Here is a 14,876-nt window from a genome sequence, read left to right as displayed (position 1 = left end):
CCCGCACGGTGGTGGTGCCCACGGCCACCACGCGGCCGCCACGCGCCTTGCAGGCGGCGATGGCCTGTTGCGTCGCTACGGGAATCTCAAAACGTTCGAAATGCATGGTGTGGTCGGCAATGTTTTCGGCCTTGACGGGCTGGAAAGTGCCGGCACCCACATGCAGCGTCACGCTGGCGCGCCGGATGCCACGCGCTTCGAGCTGCGCCAATATGGCTTCATCGAAATGCAGTGCCGCGGTGGGCGCGGCCACGGCGCCCGGGTTTTTGGCAAACACCGTCTGGTAGCGCTGCTCGTCGTCCGCGGAGTCGGTATGGGTAATGTAGGGCGGCAGCGGTACGTGGCCGTGCTGCGCCATCAGCGCATACGGGTCGCTGCTCAGGCGGAAGCGGTAAAGTGGCCCGCTTTCCTCGGGCCAGCGGCCCAGCAGCGTGGCGGTGAAGCCACCGTCCATTTGCAGCACCGCGCCCGGCAGGGGCTTTTTGCTGACCTTCATGTGGGCGGCGACTTCATGGCCGGCATCCGCGTGGGGCGACAGCACGCGTTCGATCAGCAGTTCCAGTTTGCCGCCGCTGGCTTTCTGGCCGAAGAGCCGGGCTTTGACGACTTTGGTGTCGTTGAACACCAGCAGGTCGCCCGGCAGCAGCAGGCCGGGGAGTTCGGTGAACCGTCGGTCCACTGGCAGGTCTTCACGCCCGTCAAGCAGGCGCGAGCCGCTGCGCTGGGCGGCAGGGTTTTGGGCAATGAGTTCTTCGGGCAGCGTGAAATCAAAATCGCTGAGGGTGAAATGGGTGCTCATGAAGGCACAATTGTCCCATGTCGCCTCCTGGTGCCTCCGTCCGAAAAACTGTCCCGCCTGAGGCCGCGGCCGGGAACACGGCCGCGCCTCAGGCCAAGGCTGAAAAAGCCTCGCCCAAATCACCCGCGCAAAAAGCGCTCGAGAAGCTGGGCCTGCGCCGCGACATCGATCTGGCCTTGCACCTGCCCCTGCGCTACGAGGATGAAACCCGCATCGTGCGGCTGGCGGACGCGCGCGACGGCGATCTGGTGCAAATCGAAGGCCAGGTGACGCACAGCGAGATCGCCTTTCGCCCGCGCCGGCAGMTGCGGGTGACGGTAGACGACGGCAGCGACACCTGCGTGCTGCGCTTCATCAATTTTTACCCGGCCCACCAGAAAACGCTGAGCACAGGCGCCCATGTTCGGGTGCGGGGTGAAATCCGCGGCGGCTTTCTCAGCCGTGAAATGATCCACCCCAGCTTCAGGCTGGCCGGCGGCGAGCTGCCCGGCGCGCTGACGCCGGTGTATCCCACCGTGGCCGGACTGCCGCAAACCTACCTGCGCAAAGCCGTGCTCAGCGGCCTGGCGCGGGCTGATCTCCGCGAGACCTTTCCGCCTGAAGTTTTAGGTGAAAACAGGCTGCAGCCCTTATGGGGCCTGCGCGAGGCGCTACAGTTTTTGCATCACCCCACGCCAGATGTCTCGCTGGCCACACTGGAAGACCGCAGCCATCCGGCCTGGCAGCGGCTCAAGGCCGAAGAGCTGCTGGCCCAGCAGCTGTCGCAGCTGCAGGCCCGGCGCATACGCGCAGCCATGCGCGCACCTTCGCTGGCGGGCCCACCCGTGCGCGGCACGCAGTGCACGCTGCATGACCAATTGCTGGAGCGCCTGCCTTTCCGGCTGACCGCCGCGCAGCAGCGCGTGTGCAACGAGATTGAGGCGGACCTGAAAAAAAGCATCCCCATGCACCGCCTGTTACAGGGCGACGTGGGCGCCGGCAAAACGGTGGTGGCGGCACTGGCCGCGGCACGCTGCATCGACGCGGGCTGGCAATGTGCGCTGATGGCGCCTACGGAAATCCTGGCCGAGCAGCATTTCAGCAAACTGATCGGCTGGCTGGAGCCGCTGGGCATCAAGACCGCCTGGCTGACCGGCAGCCAGAAAACAAAAGAGCGGCGCGAGATGCTGGCGTTGATCGAGAGCGGGGAGGCCGGCCTGGTCATAGGCACGCACGCTGTGATCCAGGACAAGGTGAAGTTCAAAAACCTGGCGCTCGCCATCATCGACGAGCAGCACCGCTTTGGCGTGGCGCAGCGGCTGGCCCTGCGCAGCAAAATGACTGAAGGTGGGCAGGAACCCCATCTTTTGATGATGACTGCTACACCGATTCCGCGCACGCTGGCGATGAGTTATTACGCCGACCTTGACGTCTCCACCATCGACGAGCTGCCGCCCGGCCGCACGCCCATCGTGACCAAGGTGGTGAGCGACGCACGGCGTGATGAAGTGATCACGCGCATACGCGGGCAGCTGGCGGAAGGGCGGCAGATTTACTGGGTCTGCCCACTGATCGAGGAAAGCGAGTCCATCGACCTGGTCAATGCCACGCAAACGCATGAAGCATTGAGTGCAGCCTTGCCCGGTGTCGCTGTAGGACTGCTGCACTCTCGCATGCCGGTTGCAGAAAAGAAGGCCGTCATGAGCCAGTTCACCGCCGGGAAAATGGGCGTGCTGGTGAGTACGACGGTGATCGAGGTGGGCGTTGACGTGCCCAATGCTTCGCTGATGGTGATCGAGCATGCCGAGCGCTTCGGCCTGAGCCAGTTGCACCAGTTACGCGGTCGGGTCGGGCGCGGCGCGGCTGCGTCGGCCTGCGTGCTGTTGTATTCGACCGGCGAAGCGTCCCGGCTCGGCGAGATGGCGCGCGAACGCCTCAAAGCCATGGCGCAAACCAATGATGGCTTCGAAATCGCCCGGCGCGACCTGGAAATCCGCGGGCCCGGCGAATTCCTGGGGGCGCGGCAGTCGGGGGCGCCGCTGCTGCGGTTTGCCGACCTCGAGACCGATGCCGCGCTGCTGGCCTGGGCACGCGAGCGGGCGCCGCTGATGCTGGACCGGCATACGGAACTGGCTCACCGGCACATCCTGCGCTGGCTGGGTGGCAAAGCCGATTACCTGAAGGCCTAAGCAACATCCGGCGATGCAGCGATTGAGAAAAGCAGCACAATAAGCCCATGACGCTGACCGAACTCAAATACATCGTCGCTGTTGCCCGGGAAAAGCATTTCGGCAAGGGCGCCGACGCCTGTCACGTCTCGCAGCCCACACTCAGCGTGGCCATCAAGAAGCTGGAGGAAGAGCTGCAGGTCAAGCTTTTTGAGCGTAACGCCAACGAAATCACCGTGACGCCTCTGGGCGAAGAAATCGTGCGCCAGGCCCAGAGCGTGCTGGAGCAAGCCGACAACATCCGTGAAATTGCCAAGCGCGGCAAAGACCCGCTGGCCGGTGCGCTGCGGCTGGGCGTGATCTACACGATTGGCCCCTACCTGTTGCCTGACCTGGTGCGCCAGGCGATTGCGCATACGCCGCAGATGCCGCTGATGCTGCAGGAAAACTTCACCGTCAAGTTGCTGGAAGAGTTGCGTACCGGTGAAATTGACTGCGCCATCCTGGCCGAGCCCTTTCCCGACACCAACCTGGCCATTGCGCCGCTGTATGACGAGCCTTTCATGGCGGCGGTGCCCAGCGCCCATGCGCTGGCGTCACGCAAGAGCGTGACGGCTGAGGAGCTCAAGAAGGAAACCATGCTGCTGCTGGGGACCGGCCATTGCTTTCGCGACCACGTGCTCGAGGTTTGCCCCGAATTTGCACGCTTTTCCAGCAGCGCCGAAGGCATCAGCAAAAGCTTTGAAGGTTCGTCGCTGGAAACCATCAAGCATATGGTGGCGGCGGGCATGGGCATCACGCTGGTTCCCCGCCTGGGCGTGCCCAAGGAGGCGCTGGCCGAGCAGGCCGCAACTGCCAGGAAACCCGCCAAGGGGAAAACGGCCGCAAGCCGCAGCAAGGTGGCAGCAGAGCAACCCTCGTTCATCAAATACCTGCCCTTCGCAGGCGATGTGCCGAGCCGGCGCGTGGTGCTGGCGTGGCGCCGCAGCTTTACCCGGTACGAAGCGATCGCTGCGCTGCGCAATGCCATTTATGCGTGCGAGCTGCCCGGCGTCAATCGCCTGTCGTGAACGCCGTCTATGGCCGGCATTGAGCCCGGCTGTTGCAGCCCCTTCCCTGATTTCGTAAAGTTGTCCCAGAATCTTTAAAAAGGAAACACCATGGCCAAAACATCGACCAAGCCCGCAGGAAAACCCGCACCCTCCATCAATATCGGCATCAATGAAAAAGACCGCGCAGCGATCGCCAAGGGCCTGAGCCGCCTGCTGGCCGACACCTACACGTTGTACTTGACCACACATAACTTCCACTGGAACGTGACGGGGCCGATGTTCAACACGCTGCACCTGATGTTCATGACGCAGTACACCGAATTGTGGGCAGCCGTCGATCCGGTGGCGGAGCGTATCCGCTCCCTGGGCCATCCCGCGCCGGGCTCCTACGCCCAGTTCAGCAAGCTGGCATCGATTCCCGATGTGCCTTTGGTGCCGCCCAAGGCGCTGGAAATGGTGCGCATCCTGGTGCAGGGCCATGAGGCCGTCGCACGCACGGCGCGCGAATTGTTTCCACTGGCCGACAAGGCCAGCGACGAGCCGACGGCCGACTTGCTGACGCAGCGCCTGACAGTGCACGAGCAGACCGCCTGGATGCTGCGCTCCTTGCTCGAAGAGTAAGGTGCCGCCTGGCTTGTTGAAACAAAAACTCGACTTCTATTTGCAGTTGATCCGCTGGAATCGCCCGGCGGGCTGGTTGCTGCTGCTGTGGCCCACCCTGTCGGCGCTCTGGGTGGCTTCGCACGGCTTTCCGGGCTGGCACCTTGTGGTCGTGTTCAGCTTGGGCACTTTCCTCATGCGCAGTGCCGGCTGCTGTGTCAACGATGTGGCCGACCGTGATTTTGACCGGCATGTCAAACGCACGGCGCAGCGGCCCGTGACCAGCGGCGCCCTTTCTGTCAGAGAGGCCCTGATTCTCGGCGCCGTGCTGGCTTTGCTGGCTTTCGGGCTGGTACTCACCACCAATGTCGTCACCATTGCCTGGTCATTCGCCGCGCTGGCGGTCACGCTGGTCTATCCGTATGCCAAGCGTTATGTCTCCATGCCGCAGGCGGTGCTGGGGGTCGCTTTCAGCTTTGGCATTCCGATGGCGTTTGCCGCCGTGCAGTCGCGCGTTCCGCTGCTGGCCTGGGTACTGTTGCTGGGCAACCTGTTCTGGGTGATTGCCTACGACACGGAATACGCCATGGTCGACCGTGACGACGACTTGAAGATCGGCATGAAAACGTCGGCCATCACGCTGGGGCGGTTCGATGTGGCGGGTGTCATGCTCAGTTACCTGATTTTTCTGTTAATTTGGGCTGTAACCCTTATGGATATTGCGCAAGCAGCTATTTATTTAATAGCAATTGCGGTGGCGCTCGGGCAGGCGCTGTGGCACGGCTGGCTGATCCGCAAGCGCGAGCGCGATGACTGTTTCAAGGCGTTTCGGCTCAACCATTGGCTGGGCTTTACGGTATTTGCGGGAATTGCGCTGTCGTACCTGGGCCGTTGAGCCTGCGCCGAAACAGACGGCCATAAAAAAGCCCGCATCTGCGGGCTTTTTCAATTCCTGACGCCTGATCAAGGGCTCAGCGGAACTTCATCCGCGAATTACACCGATTTTTTGGCTTTTGCCTTGGCCTTGTGCTTGACCTTGTGTTTGGCTTTTGCCTTGGCTTTTGTGGGCGCGGCGGCTTTTTCGGCTGGTGCGGCGGCAGGGGCTGCTGCGGGTGCGGCGGCCTGGGCCGCTGCTGGCGTGGAGATCACGGCCAGGGGCATGGCGAGGACGGCTGCGCTGATGAGGGTGGACAGTAATTTGTTCATGGGGAAGCTCCGGATGTTGGAAAAGTTATGGTGCGGGTGTTGCCGGGTGAACTGTCCACGAAGGACCAGGGCAGCCGTGACAGACGCTCTTCTTCAACGTCTTCCCTCGCAAGGCGGTTGACTTGCCCGGCCGCGGTCATCCGCAAATCCCATGGCCACGTGCCGCCACGGCAGAAGAATCATATTGCTATTAATTCAAGGGCTTAAGAGGCAAAGTTCATCACCAGAAGACACCTGCGGGTCAACCGCGGCAACAATGAGTTTGCCCGGGGTTCAGTTCACGTCAACGGTATCGAGAGCTTCTGGCGCTATGCCAAGCGACGTCTGGTGCAGTTCAGCGGTGCACACAGGCATACCTTCTACCTGCACTTGAAGGAAACCGGGTTCAGGTCGAACCAACGCCACCGCAGCCTGTACAAGTCGCTGCTATCCTTGCCGGGAAACAATCCTCTTTAACGGGATTTTTGCTTCTCAAGCCCCCGATTGATGGCGATCGGTGCGCTTTCACGCTCGGTTGAGCCGCCAGAGCCTGGGGATTTGCCCGCTCGTCAGAACTGTTTCGATTCGCCACCAGCCAGAAGTCCCCAGCCCCCGGCATCGCCAGATAGCTCAAAATACCCTCCATGACCTTCGATGCAGCCAACCCCCCCCGTTTCTGGTCCGACCTGAAAAGCCCTGACTTTTCGCGTCTGGACCTGGCCCGCTGTATTGCGGTGCTGCCGGTGGCCGCGGTGGAGCAGCACGGCCCGCACCTGCCGCTTAATGTGGATGCGACGTTGGTGGAAGGTGTGATTGCAGCCGCCTTGCCGCATTTACCCCCAACGCAGCCGGTGCTGTTTTTGCCCACGCAGGCGGTGGGCTTTAGCCCCGAGCACGATCGCTTTGCCGGCACGCTCACGCTAAAAGCCGAGACCGTGATCCGGCTCTGGACTGAGCTGGCCGAATCCGTTGCGCAAACGGGTGTCAAGAAATTGGTGCTGCTCAATTCGCACGGCGGCCAGGTTGGCCTGCTGGATGTGGTGGCGCGCGACCTGCGAGCCCGGCTGGGCATGCTGGTCTACAGCGTGAACTGGTTCAACCTGCCGCTCACAGGTGAGGATGGCAAGTCCGTGAATGATTTGTTCAGTGCCGAAGAGCACCGCTTCGGCATCCACGCCGGCGAGATCGAAACCTCCATGATGCTGGCGCTCAAGCCGGATCAGGTCGACATGGCCAAGGCGCAGAACTTTCACTCCACTTCACAGGACAGGGCTGCGAAGTACAGCATCCTGGGTGACGGCCGCAGCGCCAAGCTGGCCTGGCAGATGCAGGACTACAACCCGCAAGGCGCCGTTGGCAATGCCGCTGTGGCCACAGCGGAAAAGGGCCGTGCCTTGCTGGGTGCTGCGGGCCGCAGCCTGGCGCGGCTGCTGGCGGAGATCGACCAGTTGCCGGCCGATACGCTGAGCGATAGAACCGCGTTCTAGGCTTTTGCAAGCAGGCATTTAGCGCAGGATCACGGTCTGGCGCTTCCACGCGGCGTCCTGCGAGCGGGCAAAGGCCGCCAGCGTTCCCGGGTCACCGGCCTGTTTCTCGGCCGTCAAGCTGTCCATGCGCGCCACCTCGAAACTGCGGCGCAGGCGCCCGGCAATGCGGGTCTCGCGGGCCAGCAGCATGTGAGGCGTACCGCGCACCCAGCCGGCAAATTCCACATAGCCCAACTCGGGGCCATTGCTGGCGGGCGGCAGCACCTCAATCGTCCATTGCCCGGATCTTTTGCGAAACACCCACAGCTCGCGCCAGGTGTCCAGCGGCTGCACCGCGAGCGCCAGGGCCTGGCCATCCRGGTGGGCGCTGGCGGACGCGGTCCACACGATGCCGTAGGTGCAGCGCCTGGCCACGGCCTCCTTGCCGGGTTTGCCGTCGGCCTTGTTTTCGTACAGCGCCACGCAGGTTTCGCCGGCCTGGCCCGTCTCGGTGGCTACCGTCAGTCTGGCGAAGCGGGGTAGCGCGGTTTCAGCGCCCCATCGTGAGGCGCCCACTCGAATCGCCGCGTCGTTGTAGTCCTGCCTGTCGTTGTCCGTCAGCTCCAGCTTGTTCACCGCTGCGAGTTCCGCCAGGGCGCGCTGGGCGGCTGCCGTGGGTGCTTCGGCCCGGCGCGCCTGCTCAAACGCCAGGCTGGCGTGCACGCCGGCACGGCGCAGGCGCAAACGGTTTTTGCTGACTTCAGACAACTGGGCGAACTGCGCGGCGCTGACCTTGTCCAGCACTTCGGCGCGCCACTGGTCTTGCGTGAAGCGGTCCTGCGGATGCAGGTCGGGGCTCATGCAATCGGGGCGGGTCACAGCCAGTGCGGCGCGCGCGCGCTGCTCGGCGTCGGATGGCAGCGCCAGCACGCGGCGAAAGGCCTCGCCGTTGTAGCAAAGCTGCATGCTTCCGTTCTGCTCATAACCCTTGAAGTTCACGCCATAAAAGGTGGCCACTTCCATGTGCGCAGAGATCACGTCACTCGTGGCCTTGCCGTGCTTCATGGAGCCGCGACGCGCCAGGCGTTCGGCCATGGTGCCCAACGCATCAAAGGCTTCCGCGCCTATGGCGTCTGCCGGCGCGGCCTTGAGGTAAGCGGCCGTGTACGCAATGCCCAGGGCTTCAGCGCCCGGGCTTTCGCGGAGGAAGCGCACCACCGAGAGCAGCTGCGGCGCTTCCTCGGGCTGCAGCGAGACCGTGCGCACCTGGCTCACGTGGATGAAGCCTGCGCGTTCGCGCCTGTGGTCGTAGACCTGCAGGTAATCCATGCGCTGGCCGCGGATCTCGAGCGCGTCGCCTTGCCACAGGGCCGCCTGCTGTGCGGCCGAATCACGCGGCGCGGCGCGCAGGGTGGCCTGGTCCTGCGTCACGATGGCCAGGGTCAGAAGTGCGGTGGTGATCATTATTCGGCCTCTTCTTTGTCGTCGTGGTCTTGCGTGCCGGCGCCGCGCGGCGCTTGCGCCACGGTGCGGCCGGCTTTGGGCGCGCCGCCCAGCAGGCCCGCGCCCACAAAGCCGCCGCTGGTGGAGGGCGGGGCGATGATCACGGTGATCTTGTCGCTGAGTTTGTCGGCCATGGTCTTCTGGATCAGCAGCGGGTGGCGCGTGATCAGCACCCCTTCGCGCGCCATCTGCTCGCTGTTGATCTTGCCCACGCGGTCCAGCCGGTAGGCTTCGGCATCCGCCAGTTTCTGGCGCGAATCGGCTTCACCCGATGCCTCGATGCGCCGCGCCTGGGCGCTACCTTCGGCCGTGCGGATGCGCGACTGCTTGTCGGCTTCGGCTTCAAGTTGACGCTGCTCGATCTGCTTTTGCTTGAAGGGCAGGACATGTTTCATGGCTTCTTCCTGCGCTTTGGCTGCAATTACCTGTTCGCTGGCGGCGGCCTGCGCATTGGTTTCACGGCGTATTTTTTCGGCCATCGCGTCCAGCTCGGTTTCTTTCACGCGCTTTTCCTTCAGGGCCAACGTGTAGCGCATCTTTTCCGTGGCCAGCTCTTCGGCCAGCAGCTTGTCCATGCCCTGGCGGTAGTCCGCGGGCAGGTCCACTTTGCCCATTTGCACCGTGCGCAGCAGGATGCCGTCGGCCGCAAGCTTGGGTTTGAGTTCGGCTTCGATAAGCTGCTGGATTTCGGCACGCTTGCTCGAGAAAATTTCCCGCACGGTGTAGCGCGTGAAGGTCTTGTAGATCACGCCTTGCACGGCGGGCTGCACGATCTGGCCCGCGATGTCGTCGGGCAGGTTTTTCGACAGTGCGTTCACCTTGGTGGGATCCAGTGCATAACGCACCGTGATGTCCACTCCCAGCGACATGCCTTCAATCGACTGGAAGGGCGAGGGGCCGTCGGCCCGGCTGCTGCCTTCAGGGCGGTAGACCTGGTCGCGCAGCGAGAAAGTGCGCATCTCATGCAGAGCTGGCAGCAGCAGCAAGGAACCTTCGCGGAATTCGTCGACGCTGCCGGTCAGCTGGTTGGTGCGAATCGCCACGTCGCCGCGCGCCACCGACTCCATGGGAGGGTGCACCCACAGCAGGTAGCCGACCGCGCCCGCCGCGGCGGTGGCGATCATCAGGCCGCTGGCGCTGGCGGCGCGCTGCACCCCTGTGGCAGCGATACGGCGGGTGCCGCGCACCCCCCTGGAAAAGATGGCGCGGATGCGCAGGGAAATACGGCTAAGGCGTGGGTTCATGATGGGCTCCTCCGGTTGGTTTGGCGAGAGGCGCGGGTTGCGCTTTCTCTGGCCTCCATTGTTCGAATCGGGCCCGGAGCATTCAATGCGCCTGCGCGGTGTCTTTGCACGGTTTGGCGGCGGCAACCCTCCGCCAACGGAAGAAACACTCACACGGCCTGGCGCAGGCCACACCCATAATGGCGACACCCCATCCTCTTGAGGCCTCATGACCAAAATTGCCGTGATCGAAGACGACCTGCCCATGAGCAACCAGCTCAAGGGCTGGATTGAATCGGCCCGTCCGGGCATCCAGGTCGACCAATGGTTCAACCGCGACGACGCCGAGGCCGCCGTTGCCCGCGAAGGCTATGACGCGGTGGTGCTGGACATCGAACTGGGGCGCGAACGCCATGCCGGCGTGGCCATCATCAACGCCATCAACAAGCAGCGGCAGGGTACGCCCGTGCTGGTGGTGTCCGCCATGCCCGCTGCCATTTACCGCAGCATCATGAAAGCGCTGGACGCTTGGGACTACCTGCAAAAGACCACGTTTGAAGAAGCCGACTTCATCGAAACTTTCCTCGACATCCTGCGCACCGCCAAAACGAAGCCGGAAGGCAAGGCGCCCGCCGCAGACAGCCAGGAGCTGCAGCTGGACCCGCTGCGACAGAACACGGCTATCTGGCGCGGTCAGCGCGTGAACCTGCCGCTGACGGCGCAACGCATCCTGGCGGCGCTGCACGCGCGCCGCGGCGAGGTGGTGAGCTATGACGACCTGTACCAGGTGGTCAAGAGCGGCCGCAACCGCGACAACATCCGCAAGCACGTCAGCACGATTCGCGACGCGTTCAAGGAAATCGATGCGGCCTTTGACGGCATTGAAAACATCCCGATGCGAGGCTTTCGCTGGGCCGAGGCGGCGGAGCCCCCGCGCGGCAGAGGCAAGCCGTGAAGCTGCCCACACGCCTGGATGTCGAGCGCCTGCTGCCGGCGCGCGTACCCTTCGGGCTGCGCGTATTTTTTCGCGGCGCTTTTTTTCTGCTGGCATTGGCCACCGTCGCCCTGGCCATCGCCGTGTTGCAAGACGAAAAGGAGCGAAGCTACCGCAATTACCAGGACGGCTTTCGCAAAAACCAGGCGCAGATCGCCGCCAAGCTGCGCCATCCCACCGGCCAACTGGTGCTGCTCAACCCCACGGCCTACGAGCATGAGGTGACGCCGCTGCGCCCGCTGGTGTTGCCTTTTTCGGCCCTCGATTTTGACGATCGCAACAAGGCCCAGCAGGCAGTGGAGATGGCCGGCTGCCTGGTGCAATACCCCGACGCGGCGTCGATGTGCGTGGCCGTCGGCAACAACCCCTTTGCCGGCGGTTTTCTCTATGCCGTCGGCAGCTTCAACAGCGGGCCCCTGGTGTCGCACACCTCTGGAACGCTGGATTTAAGCCAGGCGCACCGCGCCCGCATCACGGTCGACATGCGCGGACAGCGCTACCGCTGGATCGCGCCTTTCCAGGCCATGCAGGCCACGGACGAGGGCCGCAACGCCTCGCCTTTTGCCAATGCCAGGGGGCGCCTGGTGGGGTTTTCGGACGACAACCCGATCACCCCAGCCAGCCGGCCCGTGCGCGACTTTCGCGGCTGGCTTTGGCAAGACAGCCGCTGCGTGGACGGCACGCTGGCGGCAGACCCGGATTGCGCCCGGCGTGCCTTTGTCAGCGTGCGCCTGCCGGTTGAGCTGTTTCGCGAGGCTCTGTTCTCCAAAGGGCCCGCGGGCATCGTCTGGCCGCCGGCCGATCTGGACCAGATCAAGGTGCAGGTGGAAATGCTGGCTCCCGGCGAGGGAAAGCCTCTGTTCGACAGCAATGCCGGGGGCGCCACTGCGCCTTTTTCGTGGTCTGAGCTGACCCCTTTGCTGCTGCCCGGCGAGAAGCTGCGCATCCGCAGGATGGGCAGCGCGGGTGTCAGCTCGGACGTCGTGTCGCTGTCCGGCGCGGAGACGACGGAGCGGTCCTCGCCCCTGATTGCGTGGTTGATACGCCGGCTGCAAGTGGACGGTTATGACGCACCCGTCACGAGCGCCGACATCATCAGCACACCACTCGGGCGTTATGAACTCTCGCTGACCGGTGACATTCGCAGCGTCAACAAGGCCCTCACGGCCGTGGCCACCCGCGTGTCCTGGTTTGTGGGCGGCATGCTGCTGGCCATCTTTGTGACCTGGCTGGCCATTGAGCTGCGGATCATCCGCCGCATCACCGAACTCACCCGCCGCGCGGCCACCGTGTCCAAGGGCGTGCGCGCCAGCGACAACCTGGCAACGGTTGACCTGGCCGACCTGCGTGGCGGCGACGAGCTGGGTGTGCTGGCCGGCGGCCTGCAAGACCTGCTGCAGCGCGTGAACGAAGACGTGCGCCGCGAGCAGATCCGGGTCGCCCAGGAAAAAGACACCTGGCACGCGGTAGGCCATGAAATCATGTCGCCCCTGCAATCGCTCATGGTGCTGCACGGAAGCGCCGACGACCCCGCGCACCGTTACATCAGCCGCATGCAGCAGGCCGTGCGCGTGCTCTACGGCAGCGCATCGCCCAGTGAAGCCTTTGAATCCACCGCGCTCAATGTGCAGACGCTGGATGCCAATGAGTTCCTGAGCCACRTGGCGCGCAACGCTGCGGCCGCGGGCATTCCCGGTGTGGCCTTTGATCCGCTGGTCCAGCCGGTCAGGGTGCGTGCCGACGAGTATTCGCTGGAAGATGTCGTGTCGCATGTGCTGCGCAATGCTGATCGCTACCGTTTGCCCGGCAGCCTGATCCGCATCACGCTGTCGCAGCAGGCACAGGAAGGCACCGCGCCCGAGGCGCTCATCACCATCAGCAACCTGGGCCCGCAGATCGAGGCCGGCCTGCTGGACAAGGTTTTCGAATACGGCGTGTCTGACCAGCCAGATACCGGCGCCGCGGGACAGCGCGGGCAGGGCCTGTTTGTCGCCAAAACCTATATGGCCAAGATGGGCGGCACCATCACCGCGCACAACCGGGACAGCGGCGTTTGCCTGGAGTTGCGCCTGCAGTGCGCTGTCGGCTGATCCCTGATTCCATTGCTAATTCGCTGCGAGAGTAGGCGCGCCGCCGCAGACAGTGCTTAGGGCCTGCCAATGCCATTTATGCAGATGCGTTGCGAGTCAAAAAGGCCTTGAGCAAGGCGCAAAACGCAGGCGGGGTAGACCCCGTCAAGGCTTTGCAACGCCGCGCAAGGCCTTTTTGATCGCAACCCGGAGGGAATGGGGTGAAAACGGCGCCACTCGGCGTTGCGCTTCTAGCCAGACAAAAGTCTGGGCGTCGTCGCGCGCCTTGATTGGCACCGTTTTCACCCCATTCGCATTTGCATAAATGGCATTGACAGGCCCTGGCACGGCAAGGCGGCGTAACGACCTATCGCGGCGAATTAGCAATGGAATAAAAATCAAAGCCCCCAGTGAGCGGTAACTCACTGGGGGCCTTGTCTTGCCAGGCGGACCGGTAAGCCCGCTGCCATGTAAGAAAGTATCTCGCGGGTAGGGCCGAATAATTTGCCTGATTTGCTGTTGAATTTCCCATAAACAGATAAAAAATCTGTAAAACGGCCAATTTCAGATAAATTACCTGAATGGACACTTTAGACCGGAAAATCCTTCAGGTTTTGCAGGCTGACGCGCGCACCAGCCTGCAAGACATCGGCCAGGCCGTCGGCCTGAGCCCCTCGCCCTGCTGGGGCCGCATCAAGAAGATGGAGGAGGCTGGGGTGATTGAGGGCTACACCGTGCGGCTCAATGCGCAGGCGCTGGGCCTGGGCGACACGGTGATGGTGCAGGTCACGCTCGACAGCCACTCCGACAACACGCTGGAGAAATTCGGTGAAACGCTGGCAGCCATTCCCGAAGTGATAGAGGCTTACCTGGTGTCCGGTGAATACGACTACCTGCTGCGCATTGCCGTGCACGACACCAAGGACTACGAGCGCCTGCTGCGCGAGCGGCTCTACAAGATCAAGGGCATACGCCACAGCAAATCCAGCTTTGTACTGCGCACGCTGAAGAAGGCCGACCTGCCGCTGCTGCCCGGCTGAGCCAGGCGAAGGTCAGCGCTGACAGTGGTCGGTGAGGCCGGCTGACAGCTGCGCGGACCTCACCCGCCCACACTGACGAATGCCCCGCACCATACAGGGCGCTGGCATTGCCGTCATTTCATCAGGGGGTTTTATGCAATCGATTGCCCGTCAACGCGTCTGGCATGTTCTGGCGTTGTGCGCGGCATGCGCCTGTACGCTGGCCGCGTGCGGCGACACGGCCCTGTTGCCGCCGGAGGCCGGGATGGGCGCCAATCCAACCCTGCCCAAACCCAACAAGACCCTGTTTCCCACGGTGAACATCGCGCCGGCCAAGGGCTGGCCCGAGGGGGCTATACCCACGCCCATGGCGGGCCTGGGCGTGACGGCCCTGGCCAGCGGCCTGGACCATCCGCGCTGGGTCTACGTGCTGCCCAACGGTGACGTGCTGGTGGCTGAAAGCAATGCGCCGCCCAAGCCCGAAGACGGCAAGGGTATCCGCGGCTGGTTCATGAAAAAGGTGATGGGCCGGGCCGGCGCTGGCGCGCCCACGGCCAACCGCATCACCCTGCTGCGCGACGCCGACGGCGACGGAAAGGCCGAAAGCCGCAGCGTGTTTCTGGAAAACCTCAACTCGCCTTTCGGCATGGTGCTGGTGGGCAACGATTTCTACGTGGCCAACACGGATGCCGTTATGCGCTTTCCTTACCAGCCGGGCCAGACCCGCATCACGGCGGCGCCCGTCAAGGTGGTCGACCTGCCGGCCGGCCCCATCAACCACCACTGGACCAAAAATATCATTGCCAGTCCGGACGGCAG

Annotated in this window: 14 protein-coding genes and 1 pseudogene; 10 read left to right on the top strand and 5 right to left on the bottom strand. The window is 63.5% G+C overall.

Going from position 1 to position 14,876, the window contains the following annotated elements; translation table 11 throughout:
* A partial coding sequence (gene queA, locus AC1D1X_RS04175) for a tRNA preQ1(34) S-adenosylmethionine ribosyltransferase-isomerase QueA (RefSeq protein WP_477697878.1) occupies positions 1–799 on the bottom strand: 799 nt, incomplete at its 3' end.
* A gap of 17 nt (positions 800–816) precedes the next feature.
* Between queA and recG the strand changes: the two genes are divergently transcribed.
* From recG to ubiA, 4 genes are all read left to right on the top strand, one after another.
* On the top strand, positions 817–2,967 hold the full coding sequence (recG, locus tag AC1D1X_RS04170; RefSeq protein WP_477697877.1) for an ATP-dependent DNA helicase RecG: 2,151 nt from the start codon (positions 817–819) through the stop codon (positions 2,965–2,967).
* Between the two features lie 47 nt (positions 2,968–3,014).
* Positions 3,015–4,016, top strand: a complete 1,002-nt coding sequence (locus tag AC1D1X_RS04165) for a hydrogen peroxide-inducible genes activator (RefSeq protein ID WP_477668706.1) — start codon at positions 3,015–3,017, stop codon at positions 4,014–4,016.
* Between the two features lie 90 nt (positions 4,017–4,106).
* Positions 4,107–4,619, top strand: coding sequence for a Dps family protein (locus AC1D1X_RS04160; RefSeq protein WP_477668705.1), 513 nt, complete (start codon positions 4,107–4,109; stop codon positions 4,617–4,619).
* A 13-nt stretch (positions 4,620–4,632) separates the two neighbouring features.
* On the top strand, positions 4,633–5,493 hold the full coding sequence (ubiA, locus tag AC1D1X_RS04155) for a 4-hydroxybenzoate octaprenyltransferase (RefSeq protein ID WP_477668704.1): 861 nt from the start codon (positions 4,633–4,635) through the stop codon (positions 5,491–5,493).
* Positions 5,494–5,591: 98 nt separating this feature from the next.
* On the opposite strand, the gene AC1D1X_RS04150 is transcribed toward ubiA, so the two are convergent.
* Positions 5,592–5,804, bottom strand: a complete 213-nt coding sequence (locus AC1D1X_RS04150) for a hypothetical protein (protein ID WP_477666459.1) — start codon at positions 5,802–5,804, stop codon at positions 5,592–5,594.
* Between the two features lie 228 nt (positions 5,805–6,032).
* Here AC1D1X_RS04150 and AC1D1X_RS04145 point away from each other — a divergent pair.
* Positions 6,033–6,260, top strand: a pseudogene (locus AC1D1X_RS04145) (IS1595 family transposase); the annotation flags it as partial.
* A gap of 167 nt (positions 6,261–6,427) precedes the next feature.
* Positions 6,428–7,270: a creatininase family protein gene (locus tag AC1D1X_RS04140; RefSeq protein ID WP_477668703.1), complete on the top strand. Its 843-nt coding sequence runs from the start codon at positions 6,428–6,430 to the stop codon at positions 7,268–7,270.
* Positions 7,271–7,288: 18 nt separating this feature from the next.
* On the opposite strand, the gene AC1D1X_RS04135 is transcribed toward AC1D1X_RS04140, so the two are convergent.
* Entirely contained in the window at positions 7,289–8,713 is a 1,425-nt protein-coding gene (locus AC1D1X_RS04135; protein ID WP_477697876.1) for a hypothetical protein, read from the bottom strand.
* Positions 8,713–9,996, bottom strand: a complete 1,284-nt coding sequence (locus AC1D1X_RS04130) for an SPFH domain-containing protein (protein ID WP_477668701.1) — start codon at positions 9,994–9,996, stop codon at positions 8,713–8,715. Before AC1D1X_RS04130 ends, AC1D1X_RS04135 begins: the two co-directional genes overlap by 1 nt.
* Before the next feature lie 208 nt (positions 9,997–10,204).
* Here AC1D1X_RS04130 and AC1D1X_RS04125 point away from each other — a divergent pair, with 208 nt between their 5' ends.
* Both AC1D1X_RS04125 and AC1D1X_RS04120 read left to right on the top strand, forming a co-directional pair.
* On the top strand, positions 10,205–10,930 hold the full coding sequence (locus tag AC1D1X_RS04125; protein ID WP_477668700.1) for a response regulator transcription factor: 726 nt from the start codon (positions 10,205–10,207) through the stop codon (positions 10,928–10,930).
* Entirely contained in the window at positions 10,927–13,059 is a 2,133-nt protein-coding gene (locus AC1D1X_RS04120) for a sensor histidine kinase (protein ID WP_477697875.1), read from the top strand. The genes AC1D1X_RS04125 and AC1D1X_RS04120 overlap by 4 nt, the downstream gene beginning before the upstream one ends.
* A 144-nt stretch (positions 13,060–13,203) precedes the next feature.
* Here the strand turns inward: AC1D1X_RS04120 and AC1D1X_RS04115 are convergent, their stop codons facing one another.
* Entirely contained in the window at positions 13,204–13,464 is a 261-nt protein-coding gene (locus AC1D1X_RS04115; protein ID WP_477668698.1) for a hypothetical protein, read from the bottom strand.
* Positions 13,465–13,619: 155 nt separating this feature from the next.
* Between AC1D1X_RS04115 and AC1D1X_RS04110 the strand changes: the two genes are divergently transcribed.
* The gene (locus tag AC1D1X_RS04110) at positions 13,620–14,078 is read left to right on the top strand and encodes an Lrp/AsnC family transcriptional regulator (protein WP_092132085.1); all 459 of its coding nucleotides are present in this window, start codon (positions 13,620–13,622) and stop codon (positions 14,076–14,078) included.
* Between the two features lie 133 nt (positions 14,079–14,211).
* The coding region (locus AC1D1X_RS04105; RefSeq protein WP_477697874.1) for a DUF7133 domain-containing protein at positions 14,212–14,876 on the top strand (665 nt) is incomplete at its 3' end.

This window comes from Polaromonas sp. P1_G4, assembly GCF_056405475.1.
The sequence above is the reverse complement of the archived record's forward strand: the minus strand, read 5'-3'. Positions and strand labels throughout refer to the sequence as shown.

Coding starts and splice junctions, on each gene's coding strand:
- AC1D1X_RS04160 (WP_477668705.1), top strand. CDS start 4,107: ATGGCCAAAACATCGACCAAGCCCGCAGGAAAACCCGCACCCTCCATC.
- AC1D1X_RS04140 (WP_477668703.1), top strand. CDS start 6,428: ATGACCTTCGATGCAGCCAACCCCCCCCGTTTCTGGTCCGACCTGAAA.
- AC1D1X_RS04165 (WP_477668706.1), top strand. CDS start 3,015: ATGACGCTGACCGAACTCAAATACATCGTCGCTGTTGCCCGGGAAAAG.
- AC1D1X_RS04150 (WP_477666459.1), bottom strand. CDS start 5,804: ATGAACAAATTACTGTCCACCCTCATCAGCGCAGCCGTCCTCGCCATG.
- AC1D1X_RS04110 (WP_092132085.1), top strand. CDS start 13,620: ATGGACACTTTAGACCGGAAAATCCTTCAGGTTTTGCAGGCTGACGCG.
- AC1D1X_RS04125 (WP_477668700.1), top strand. CDS start 10,205: ATGACCAAAATTGCCGTGATCGAAGACGACCTGCCCATGAGCAACCAG.
- AC1D1X_RS04130 (WP_477668701.1), bottom strand. CDS start 9,996: ATGAACCCACGCCTTAGCCGTATTTCCCTGCGCATCCGCGCCATCTTT.